This window comes from Tessaracoccus caeni (genome assembly GCF_029211185.1).
Classification (GTDB): domain Bacteria; phylum Actinomycetota; class Actinomycetes; order Propionibacteriales; family Propionibacteriaceae; genus Arachnia; species Arachnia caeni.
This window is the reverse complement of sequence record NZ_JARGDO010000015.1, coordinates 102,249-113,654: the sequence shown is the minus strand read 5'-3', so window position 1 is coordinate 113,654 and position 11,406 is coordinate 102,249. Positions and strand designations below refer to the sequence as shown.

The following is an 11,406-nucleotide window of genomic DNA, read 5'->3' as shown; positions in this document are numbered from 1 at the left end:
CGGACGACCTGCTCCGGGGTGTGACGCTTCCTGCTGTTCGTCATGATCTGACCAGTCTCCCTGCCCGCGACCGCGGGCAACAGGACGACCCTCATAACGACTGGACCTACGAAACGGGGTCAGCCCACAACGATCGGACCAATGACAGTCACTATGCGGAGTACGCCGCGATCGCAACGCAAGAAACCGGAGTCCATTTCTGCGGACGCCTGGGGACGTACCAGTACACGGACATGCAGGACACCGTGTCGAATGCACTGGCGTTCGCACGGGAACAGTTCAGCTGACCGAGTAGGGCTGGAGGAGAGAAGGAAGTCGCGAGCGTCATGACCAACACAGGCATCATCAAAGTCAGCGTCATCGTTCCCTGCTACAACGTGGAGAACTACGTGTCGCAGTGCCTTGACGGCGCGTTGACGCAGACCCTTCGAGAGATCGAGGTCATCTGCGTCAACGACGGTTCCACCGACGGCACGCTCGCCATCCTCCAGGAGTATGCAGCTCGCGACGACAGGGTCGTCGTGCTCGATCATGCGAACGCGGGCTACGGATTCACGATGAACCGGGGCATCGCGGCGGCCCGGGGCGAATATGTCGCGTTCCTCGAGTCCGACGACTACATCAAGCCGCACGCCTACGCGACCCTGTATGCCGACGCCTCGCAGCACTCGGCCGACATCGTGAAGGGGGACTACTACGACGTCGTCGGCGAAGGCGATCGGCTGGTGGAGACGTACCGCAAGCTCACCGAAGACTCTTCGCTCTATGGGGTCGACCTCGAGTTCCGCACCGAGCCGCGAGTGTTCTACGTGCCGATGATGAACGTGCTCGGGCTGTTTCGCACGGACTTCCTGCGCCGGCACGAGATCCGCCACAACGAGACGCCCGGCGCAGCGCACCAGGACATCGGATTCTGGTTCCAGACGATCGCCTTGGCGCGTTCGATCCGCCTGATCCAGGACGCCTTCTACTGCTACCGCAAGGACAACCCGAACTCGTCGATCCATAACCGCGGCCTGGCCTTCTCGTCCTTCGATGAGTATGAGTACGCGCGCGGACGGGTGGCTCACCTGCCGTTGTGGGCAGAGGTCGAGCCGCTGTATTGGCATCGTTTCGCCTGCAGCCTGCTCTTCACCTTCCCTCGCATCGACGACACCTTCAGGCGCGACTTCCTACGGCGCGAAGCGGAGGCCTTCGCCGAGGTGGTGGACGACGAACGGCTGTCTTCTCGGTTCTCGGCGCACGAGACGTCGGTCTTCCGTGAGATCGTGGCGGACCCCGAGGAGTACTACTTCACGAAGGTGCGAGTGGCCTCCGCAGGCCCGGCGACTAGGGCGCCGGAGGAACTCGAGCCCTCCTGCGCCGTATCTGTCGTCGTGCCGGTGTTCAACTCCGCGCAGTATCTCGAGGAATGCCTGGACAGCCTTCTGGCGCAGGACTTCGCCGACTTCGAGGTGATCTGCGTCGACGACGACTCGACCGACGAGTCGCTGATGATCCTGCTCGGCTACGAGCGGCGAGACCACCGGGTGCGCGTGCTGCGGATTCCGCATGGGGGTCAGTCCGTCGCCCGCAACCGAGCGTTGCGCGAGGTGGGCGGCAGGTACGTCTACTTCCTGGACAGCGACGACAAGCTGGCTCCCGGCGCCCTGCGCACCATGGTGGAGCTGGCCGACAAGCGCAACACCGAAATCCTCTTCTTCGACGGCCAGACGTTCTTCGACTCGCCAGACCTCGAGAGCTCGTTCCGCGAGTACAACGACCGGTACCGTCGGCCGGTGTCGCACTCCGACATCATGACCGGCCCCGACATGTTCGCTCAGATGTATCGGGACGACACCTACCGAGTGTCCCCGTGCTTGGCCCTGATCCGCCACGACTTCCTCCGGGCCAGCCGGGTCCGGTTCCTCGAAGGCATCATCTTCGAGGACAACCACTTCATGTTCACCCTGCTGATGCAGGCCGGCCGGGTATCGCACGAGAACGCCGCCCTCTTCATGCGTCGCATCCGGGAGAACTCCACCGTCACCTCGGTGGTCTCTCCGAGGCAGTCGCTCGGCTACTTCGCCTGCTGGGTCGAGATGACCGCGTTCGCGATCCCCTATCGGTGGCCCGAGAGCATCACGGCTGCGGTGATCGGTCACCTCAAGGAGGTTCGTCGGTCTGCCATCGTCTACGGCGGCAAGGTGGATCCTGCTGAGGTGCGGGCGCTCGTCGAGCGGATCTCCCCGCTCTACCTCGACCTCTTCCTGAACACCGTCTGGCCCCCGATGCAGCAGGCGCGACGGGCCGCGTTGGCGGCTGCCGCGAGGCGGGCCGAAGCAGCGGCCTCGACGCCGGTCAAGAAGAAGCCGGATACCAGGGACAAGGAGCTCGCCCGGCTCCGGAAGAAGAACGCGAGCCTCACCAAGGAGGTGCGCATGGTCAGGGAGTCGACGTCCTTCCGCATCGGAAGTGTGCTGACCCGTGTCCCAGGCACCCTTCGACGACGGCTGGTGGCGAGAAAGAAGGCCGCCTGATGGCGCCGCGGGTGTCGGTGGTGCTGCCGTTCCACAATGTCGCCGCCTACCTGGAACAGTGCCTGCACAGCATCCTGAGCCAGACCCTGACCGACTTCGAGTTGATCTGCGTCGACGACGGGTCCACGGACGGGTCGGCGGAGATCGCGCGGGCCGTGTGCGAGGGTGATGCCAGGGCGACGATCATCCGTCAGGAGAACCAAGGAGCGGGGGTCGCGCGCAACGTCGGCCTCCGTGTGGCGACCGGCGAGTACCTTTCCTTTCTCGACTCCGACGACTTCTTCGAGCCCTCGATGCTCGAGCGTGCGGTGCATCTTGCCGACCAGACGCAGGCCGACGTCGTGTGTTTTCGCTCGGACCGTTTCGTGGAGGCGACCGGCGTCTTCGAGCGCGCCGATTGGGCGCTGAAGACCACCCGGCTGCCGAAAAAGAAGGTGTTCGCTCCGATTGAGATCCGCCCCAACGTCTTCCGATCCGCCATCGGGTGGGCCTGGGACAAGCTGTTTCGGGCGGACTTCGTGCGAGAGGCGGGCTTGACCTTTCAGGAGATCCGCGTCCATAACGACATGGTGTTCACCTACACCGCGCTCCTGGCTGCCAACCGCATCTCGGTGCTCGACAGCGTGCTGGCCCATCATCGACTGCGTAACTCCGGATCGTTGTCCAACGCGGACACCAAGATCGCGCATCTCGATTGCATCCGGGACTCGCTCGCGATGCTGCGCGACGAGCTCGCGACGCGCGGGCTACTGCCGACCTACGGCCGGGATCTCACCAACTATGCGTTGTCGCTGTTCCTCTACCACCTCGATTCGCTCGAGGGGCCGGGGCGCTGGGCGTTGCTCGGTCTGCTGCGCGACCACTGGTTCCGTGAGTTCGGGTTCGACCTGATGCCACGCGACTACTTCTACGATCGCTCCGAGTACGAGAGGTATCTCGTGATCAGGGACTCGGCGTTCGAGGAACTGCTCGCAGGTGTCGGAGCCAGCGAGACCGAGCGGCTGGCTGTCCGCGTGGACTATGCGCGGTATCAGGCCCGCCTAGCGGCGGAGCATCATGACCGGCAGCTGTCGGAGCTGCGTGAGCAGCTCGGCGCGCTCACGCTCCGGCTCGAGATGCTCGGTGCGCTGGTGGGACGGCTGGTGGAGCAGGCCGAATGCCGCAACGGCGGCCTTCCCGACGTCGCGGTTCGCGAGATGCCCGTCGATGCCACCCCGCAGAGGGCGTGACGACGCCGCGTTCAGTGTGACGGCGAACGGTGTGACTCGACCCAGGCGTGCACCTGGGAGAGCTTGTCGACGACCACGTCGAAGGTGGCCTCCAGCGACTCCGGGTAGTCCTGGCCCAGTCGAGCGAGTACTCGGGTTCCTGCCGGTGCGGCCGCAAGGATCGAGGCCTCGGTGAGCCCGCCCTTCGGGGTGGCGACGACGAGCAGGTCGTAGCGCTCGTCCTGGAGCGCGCGTCCCCACTCCAGCGAAGGGTTCTCGTCCGTCTCCGGGCTGGCAGTACGACGGACGAGCCGGATGCCGTCGGCGAGCAGCGCCTCTGCGCGGGCCGTTCTGGCCTCCTTGTTCCGGTCGGTGAACAGCACCCCGATGTCGGCGCCGGACCCGTGGATGTCCCGGATCCAGGTGGTGAGCGAGCGGGCCCGCTGCGCCGAGGTGTCGGTGGTGAATCCTCCGACATAGAGCAGAATCCGTAGTCCCGCGTCGGGATCGCCGACGACCAGAGGCCTCGGAGGGGTTGACGCGGCAGCAGCGACCGAGGGTTCCTCGGTAGCCTCCGGCGTCGACGGTGGAGCGTCCTCCTTTGCCGCGGCGCCGCTCTTGTCCCGGCGGCCGAACAGCCTCTTGGGCAGCGCCACCAAGCGGCCCAGCGCCCGTCGTCTAGGTGGCTGCGGGCTCGGGGTGTTGGTCTCGGTCTCCTGCGGCGTTTCGGGCTCCGGGGGAGCAGGCGGCTCCACCGGAGGGGCTTGCTGAGCGGCCGGCTTGGGGGCCGGTTTGGCGGGCGGCTTCTTCCGCTTGGCCTTCGCGGTCAGCCACTTCGCGTAGTCGAGGGAGATGCGTCGCGAGATCTCATGGTGGGAGGGCGAGGTGCGATAGTGCAGCAGCTCGCCGTCGTCGCCCGTGACAGGCGCGGGGTAGAGCGACGTCGTCGCCAGCCCCAGGCCGAAGTCGTTGATGAAGACGCCGGTGGCGTAGACCCGGCAGGAGTCGGGCAACTCGAGATACGGTGCGCGGAAGTCGCTCTCGATGGCGTCGTAGTCCCACTCGGCGCGTCCGGCGAAGTAGGCATCGAAGGCCGCTTCCAGCGGATCGGCGTCCTCCAGGTGCTGGCGGAACAGCGCGAGCAGATCGTCGATGACCTCTGCTCCCGGCACGGCGCCGAAGATGCGGGTCGAGACCTTGCCCGGCTCCTCGAACCCGAAGAACGAGCGGCTGGCGTGCAGCGCCCAGGCGATCGGCCCCAGCGTCTCGAGGTCGTCGCCGACGACGATACCCCCGTGTGCGGAGAGGTGGCTGAGCTGGAGGTAGTTGCGCAGCGCCTTGGGGCGGTGGGCGAGTTGCGTCGCCACCGGGTCCTCGGCGGGGGGAACCCAGGAGTCGACGTCGAGGTAGTTGGTGTCCGCGGCGTAGCCGAACCGGTCCATCCAGGCGCCGTCGACGTCGGCGGCACGTCCGCTCGACGAGAAGAGCACGGTCTTGGGAATGGTCTGGAAGTCCTCTGCCAGATACGGCTGGAGACGGACGAAGAGCCTGGGCTCGTCGAGAACGTGCTGTGAGCTGCCGATGATGTCACGGAACTCGTGCACGGCCAGCGCGAACTTGTCCGCATAGGCCGGACGCACTCGGGCGTCGAAGAGCAGCCGCTGGGCGGCCATGTAGGCCACTTGGTCGATGCGCTCGGGGTTGGCGTTGGCCAGGGCGAATCGCAGCGACGAGACCTCCTCCAGGGTGCGGACGTTGTCGTGGCTGGTGGTGATGGTGCCGTCGCGAAGGATGTAGTGGTAGAAGATCTCGGGCGTGTAGGAGATGCTGTCCGCGTACGACATGACCACCGGCGACCACGCCACGTCCTCGAACCAGGTGTCTTGGAAGGGCACCCTGCGCACCAGCTCCGCGCGGTAGATCTTGTTGACCACGATCATCACGCGGGAGTTCAGGAAGAAGCCCTCGCTGGAGAACACTTCGCCCTCGGGGAAGGGGAAGTTGCCGCCCACCACGTCGTAGCTCTTGTCGAGGCTGTAGTGACGGTAGCGGCAGATGGCGACGTCGCTGTCGGTGCGCTCCGCCTCTTCGTACAGGCGACGGTACATGTCGAGCTCGACGAAGTCGTCACTGTCGACGAACCCGATGTAGCGTCCCGTCGCATGGGCGATGCCGAGATTGCGTGCGCTGCCCAAGCCCCCGTTGGGCTGGGTCAGTGCGACGATCTTGTCCGGGTAGCGCTCGGCGTACTCGTCGATGATCGCCTGACTGCCGTCGGGCGAGCCGTCGTTGACGACGACGATCTCGATCTCCTCCAGCGACTGCCCCACCAGAGAATCCAGGCATTGAGCGAGGAAGGCCTCGGTGTTGTACACGGGTACAACAACCGAGACCTTGGGCATCTCGCGGCCCCGCTGGGGGCTGGTGCTCATGATCCCTCAGGCCCCGCAGAGCTGACATCGAGGGACTTCACGTAGAAGTCGTGCTTGCGGTGTCCTGCACCGGGAACCGGGATTCCCATGCAATTGGGGCCGTAGATCTGCGTGAGCATGTCCTCCACCCTATTGGGTACGGAGATCGAAAGGCCCTCGAACGGCAGACGTTTGCCCTCGCCGAACCACTCCTTCGGGAAGATCTGCTTGCGCAGGTCGTAATAGCTGCAGAGATTCGCCCAATGCGCCGAGGTGGGCTTGGCGTTGAACCTCGTCTGCATGTAGACGACCCAGCCGTGCACCACGGAGGTCGGCACCAGGCGGGTCACCAGGAAGAGCGGAACCCGGGCGAGCAGGTTCTTGCGCAGCCCTCGGGAGCGACCGGAGCTCATGAACAAGGCGCGGCGCAGTCCACGCAGCAGATACGCCTGCAGCATGAACTTCCAGCCGCTGGTCTTCTCGACGGGATCCACGGGGAAGATGTCGATGTGCGGACCGGGGTAGCTGGAGACGTGAGCGACCTGCGGCTGCGCGAAAGCACTCGGCTCGGTGGACTGGAGCTTCGCGCCGAACACCCAGTGCCTCGGGTTGGTCTCGAAGCAGTCGATGTTGAGCCCGGCAGGAAGCAGACCCTGCTTGTTCAGGTCCATCAGCTTGTCGTACTCGTCGCGCGGCATCATCACGTCGATGTCGTCGTCCCAGGGAATGAAGCCGCCATGCCGGACGGCGCCCAGCATGCTGCCCTCGCTGAGGTAGTAGGTGAGACCGTGCTGCCGGCAGAACTCGTCGAACTGCTGCAGGATCTTCAACTCTGCGGCTTGGAGCTCGGGCAGACGACGGTGGTCGACCTTCTCGTACCGCCCGCCTTGCCGGCCGCGGTAGCGCCGGAGCCCGGGGGAGGCGCGCAGACCCAAGGCGAACTCGTAGGCGCGTCGCAGGTCTTCGGGCGTCATCGGCACGGGGCTGTTCCCCAGCCGCTCGGCGTTGACCCCGCCCACCAGTTCGTCGACGTCGATCACGTCGTCGAGCTGAAGGGTGTCCAGGATCGCGTCGAGCTTGCCGAGCGCACGCTGGGTGGAGGTGACGCCGAAGATCTCGTTGAGCTCGGCCAGGGCCCGCCTCAGCTGATCGGCCTCAGGCCCGGCCTCTTCGGAGACGGCCTTGTAGTAGCTCCACACCCCGCGCAGGCTCAGCGCCGCGGCGTGGCCGTGGGCCAGCCCGTAGTGCGAGGTGAGGCCGTAGCTCATGGCGTGTGCGGCGGTGGTCTTGGTGAGGTTGATCGCCCTGCCGCTGTCGTTGGCGGCGAGCTGCATCCGGCGCGTGACCTCGGGATCGAAGCCGGTGCCCTTGTGGAAGTACGGGAAGAGGTTGTCGAGGATCGCCTCGAGACCGCGACGCGCGTAGCGACGGCTCTGCTCCGTGGCACCCTTCGCCCAGATGGACTCGACGCACTGCGCCAGCGCGTCGAGGATGCTGGCCTTCTTGTGATATTCGGGCAGGCTGCGCAGCAGCTCGGGCTCGAGGATCACGTAGTCGGGCAGCGTCGAATCGTGGGCGATCGAGTGCTTCTCACCCTCGATGTAGACCACCGCGAAGTGGGTGGACTCGCTGCCGGTGCCGGCCGTCGTCGGGAGAAAGATCTGCGGCACGTTGCGAACGATGGGCGCACCGAAGGCGGGGAGTTCATCGACGTCGGCCGACGCCAGGAGCTTGATGCACTTGGCGACGTCCATGGGGCTGCCGCCGCCGACGGCGATGATGGCGTCGCAGCCTTCGGCGCGGAACCGGCTCAGGCCCTCCTGCACCTCGGGCAGCTTCGGGTTGGACGAGTAGCCGGAGTACAGCACGTAATCGATGCCGGCGTCGTCCAGCACGCGCTGCACAGGGGAGCCCTGGAAGCTGCGGCCGCCGACCACCATCGGCTTGGAGGAGTGCACCTCGGCCAGCAGTTCGGGGATGCGCTCGACGGAACCCTCCTCGGAAAGGATGGGCTGCTCGTCGAAGTCGCGTAGTCGCAGCGCCGCCGAATGCACGGCGAGATCCTCGAGGGTATCGATCTCGTTGACGAAGTGGTCCGCGTAGGAGAAGGCGCGGATGTCCACCTCGCGGGCGATCTCGTTGAGTGCATTCTCCGCGTAGACCCCGGTGTTGCCGGCCTCGACGAAGTCGGCGACGCGAGCCAGCCAGGCACCGATGGCCTCGCGGCTCAACTTGTACATGGGCTGGAACGCGACGCAGTCGGCGTCGTGGATGGTCACCGAGACCTCGGTGATGAGGTCGCCGTCGAGTCGGGCCTTGAAGTCCTTCTCCGGCTGGGGCAGCGCCCGGTTCACGGCACCGAGGTTGGGGCGCGGGTCGGCGAGGATGGCCTGCAACGCGCCGCGGTTGAACACCAGGTCGCCGTGCAGCATCAGCACATCGTCGTCGAGGAGTTCGCGAGCCAGGTGCATCGAGTAGATGTAGTTGGTCTCTGCGTAGACCTCATTGGGCACGAACGAGACCTGCAACGCGGGGAACTCCGCGGCGACGCCTTCGAGCTGCTCCACATGCGGGCCCGAGGTGACGACCACGTCGGTGATGCCGGCCAGGGACAACAGCCGCAGCTGGCGGGCGAAGATGGTCTCGCCGTTCGACAGCACGGCCATCGACTTGTGGTTGCTGTGGGTGAAATCACCCATCCGGTTACCGACGCCGGAGTTGAAAATCAGAGCCTTCAACGACGAGCCCCTTCGAATTCCTTGAGCATGTCGACCTTGTTGGCCGACGGGGAGACCGTCGGCCGTCCCAGATCGGCCCGCGAGCCCTGCTGCGTTTCGATGATCAGCGCCGAGCGCGGCTGAGCCGCGACCCGGGCCACCGCGCCGGCGATGGCGTCGCCCTCGGTGACCAGCTCGATGTGCTCGAAGCCGGCCCCGCGGAGGATCTCGGGGATGTCGATGTCGAACGCGACCGTGGGCTGGCCGCCTACCGACTCGTGCGCGCCGTTGTTGATCAGGATGTAGCGGAAGTTGTCACGGGCCCGCTGCGCGATAACCGGGGCGGCGCCCGTGTGCATCAGGAAGCCGCCGTCGCCGTCGATGCAGTAGACGGGCTGCTCGGTGCCGAGGCAGGCGCCCATCGCGATCGACGAGCTGTGACCCATGCCGCCGACGGTGAGGAAGTCGCGGGCGTGTCCCTCGCCGCGGCCCTCGCGCAGCTCGAACACCTCACGGGAGGTCTTGCCGGTCGTGGACACCACGAACGCGTCGGGGCCGATCGCCTCGAGCACGCCGGCCAGGGCCTCCTCGCGCTTCAGCGTCAGGCCGTCCTTGCTGGGCGTCGCGAAGGGGTACTTGCTGAAGATGCCCTTGCGCACCAGCAGCGCCACCGGGGCGTTGGTCTCCCTCATCAGGGCCAGCGCGTCGTCGATCTGGGTTTCCCAGGACTCGGGATCGACGACGGTATAGGGCACCTCCATGGCGTCCAGCATGGCCGGGGTCAGGCGGCCCTGCGCGACGTGCTGCGGCTCGTCCTTCACGCCCGGCTCGCCGCGCCAGCCGATGATCAGCAGCATCGGGATGCTGTAGACCTCTGAGTGCGCCAGCGAAAGCACCGGGTTGACGATGTTGCCCAGGCCGGAGTTCTGCAGGTACACCGCGGCGTACTTGCCGGTCGAGACGTGGTACCCGCAGGCGATGCCGACGGCGTTGCCCTCGTTGGCGGCCACGATGTTGGCCTCGCGCGGCGTGCGCTCGTAGATGCAGGCGCACAGATCCTGCAGCAGCGAATCGGGAACGCCCGTGAACAGCTCGACGCCCTGAGTGGTCAGGTGGTCGTAGAACGCGCTGGTATCGATGGTGCTCATTCGGGGATCAACCTCAGGACTTCCTTGATGGACATGATCTCGTCGTCGACTTCCTTGCTTCGGCCGGCGTCCAGGATCTTCTGGGCGGTGCGCAGCATGGCCGGGTAGGCGCTGCGCAGCAGGTGGTTGGCGTGGATGATGACGTTGGCGCCGATCTCGTTCAACTCCTCCTCGTAGAGGTGGTTGTAGGAGGTGGGCACCATCACGACGGGGATGTCGGTGCTGTACTCGCGGAAGCGAGCCATGAACTCACGGATCTCGCTGCCGTCCTTGTGGCGGGAGTGGATCATGATGCCGTCGGCGCCGGCCTCGATGTAGATCTTCGCCCGCTCGATCGCGTCGTCGATGCCGGCCCCGGCGATGAGGCTCTCGAGGCGGGCGATGATCATGAAGTCGCGGGTGACCTGGGCCTGCTTGCCGGCGTTGATCTTCTCGGCGAAGGCGTGCGGGTCGTCGAGCACCTGCACCGCGTCGGTGCCGAACAGCGAGTTCTGCTTCAGGCCGGTCTTGTCCTCGATGATGACGGCGGAGACGCCCGCGCGCTCAAGGGTCTTGACGGTGTACTTGAAGTGCTCGATGCGGCCGCCGGTGTCACCGTCGACGATGATCGGCTTGGTGGAGACCTCCATGATCTCGTCGATCGTCTCCATCCGGCTGGACCAGTCGACCAGCTCGATGTCGGGCTTGCCCTTGAAGGACGAATCGCAGAGGCTGCTCACCCAGAACGCGTCGTACTCACGCACGCCGGGGCGGTCGGGGGAGACCGACTTCACGTTCTCGACGATCAGCGCGGACAACCCGTTGGAGACCTCCATCGCGCGGATGTAGGGGCGAAGGGCCAGCAGCCGGCGCAGCTTGGCGCGGCGCAGCTCGGTGGTGTTGATGATGGGGCGCAGCGCCTGGTCGATCTCGGAGCCGGAGACACCCTCGGTGTAGGGCACCTCGATCAGCTGGCCGCCGTACTCGGCGAGCACCTTGATCACCTCGTCGCGCACCATGGCCTGGACGCCGTTGCGCCAGTCGTCGCCGTGCACCACGTAGTCGGGCTTCAGTTCGCGGAGGTTGTCGGCGTAGGAGAGCGACTTCTGCGGAACGACGTGGGTCACATTCGACAGGGCCTCGAAGACGGCCTTGCGGGAGTCCCAGTCGACGATCGGCAGCCGCTTGTAGGTGGCGATGCTCTCGTCGGTGAGGAGACCGATGGTCACCTGCCCCAACTCGGCACCCGCCTGGATGACCTTCAAGTGTCCCTTGTGCAGGACATCCGCCGACATAGCGATATACACCGTCTTGTTGCTTGCCACTGGCTCTTCCTCGTAAAACTCGCTAGACAGAAGAATCGACGCCGCGACGAACCGGGGCATCCGTCGCCACATGCGGGCGCGCGGACCCCTGCTGCGGGT

6 protein-coding genes and 1 pseudogene are annotated in these 11,406 nt (G+C 65.8%); 3 read left to right on the top strand and 4 right to left on the bottom strand.

All coding sequences use genetic code 11. The annotated features are described in order from the left end of the window. From P0D62_RS13655 to P0D62_RS13645, 3 genes and pseudogenes are all read left to right on the top strand, one after another. Window positions 1-287, top strand: a pseudogene (locus P0D62_RS13655) (hypothetical protein); the annotation flags it as partial. 39 nt (window positions 288-326) lie between these two features. Further along, a complete protein-coding gene (locus P0D62_RS13650) occupies window positions 327-2,519 on the top strand; it encodes a glycosyltransferase family 2 protein (protein ID WP_275703098.1) in 2,193 nt (730 codons plus the stop codon). Continuing rightward, window positions 2,519-3,748, top strand: a complete 1,230-nt coding sequence (locus tag P0D62_RS13645; RefSeq protein ID WP_275703097.1) for a glycosyltransferase — start codon at window positions 2,519-2,521, stop codon at window positions 3,746-3,748. Before P0D62_RS13650 ends, P0D62_RS13645 begins: the two co-directional genes overlap by 1 nt. Window positions 3,749-3,759: 11 nt before the next feature. Here the strand turns inward: P0D62_RS13645 and P0D62_RS13640 are convergent, their stop codons facing one another. The 4 genes from P0D62_RS13640 to aepX are packed head-to-tail and all read right to left on the bottom strand — an operon-like array spanning window position 3,760 to window position 11,307. Next, a complete protein-coding gene (locus P0D62_RS13640; protein WP_275703096.1) occupies window positions 3,760-6,159 on the bottom strand; it encodes a glycosyltransferase in 2,400 nt (799 codons plus the stop codon). Then, window positions 6,156-8,876, bottom strand: coding sequence for an iron-containing alcohol dehydrogenase (locus P0D62_RS13635; RefSeq protein WP_275703095.1), 2,721 nt, complete (start codon window positions 8,874-8,876; stop codon window positions 6,156-6,158). The genes P0D62_RS13640 and P0D62_RS13635 overlap by 4 nt, the downstream gene beginning before the upstream one ends. Continuing rightward, entirely contained in the window at window positions 8,873-10,003 is a 1,131-nt protein-coding gene (aepY, locus tag P0D62_RS13630; protein WP_275703094.1) for a phosphonopyruvate decarboxylase, read from the bottom strand. The genes P0D62_RS13635 and aepY overlap by 4 nt, the downstream gene beginning before the upstream one ends. Next, the gene (gene aepX, locus P0D62_RS13625; RefSeq protein WP_275703093.1) at window positions 10,000-11,307 is read right to left on the bottom strand and encodes a phosphoenolpyruvate mutase; all 1,308 of its coding nucleotides are present in this window, start codon (window positions 11,305-11,307) and stop codon (window positions 10,000-10,002) included. Before aepX ends, aepY begins: the two co-directional genes overlap by 4 nt. Window positions 11,308-11,406: the final 99 nt, after the last annotated feature.

Coding starts and splice junctions, on each gene's coding strand:
- P0D62_RS13650 (WP_275703098.1), top strand. CDS start 327: ATGACCAACACAGGCATCATCAAAGTCAGCGTCATCGTTCCCTGCTAC.
- P0D62_RS13645 (WP_275703097.1), top strand. CDS start 2,519: ATGGCGCCGCGGGTGTCGGTGGTGCTGCCGTTCCACAATGTCGCCGCC.
- P0D62_RS13640 (WP_275703096.1), bottom strand. CDS start 6,159: ATGAGCACCAGCCCCCAGCGGGGCCGCGAGATGCCCAAGGTCTCGGTT.
- aepY (WP_275703094.1), bottom strand. CDS start 10,003: ATGAGCACCATCGATACCAGCGCGTTCTACGACCACCTGACCACTCAG.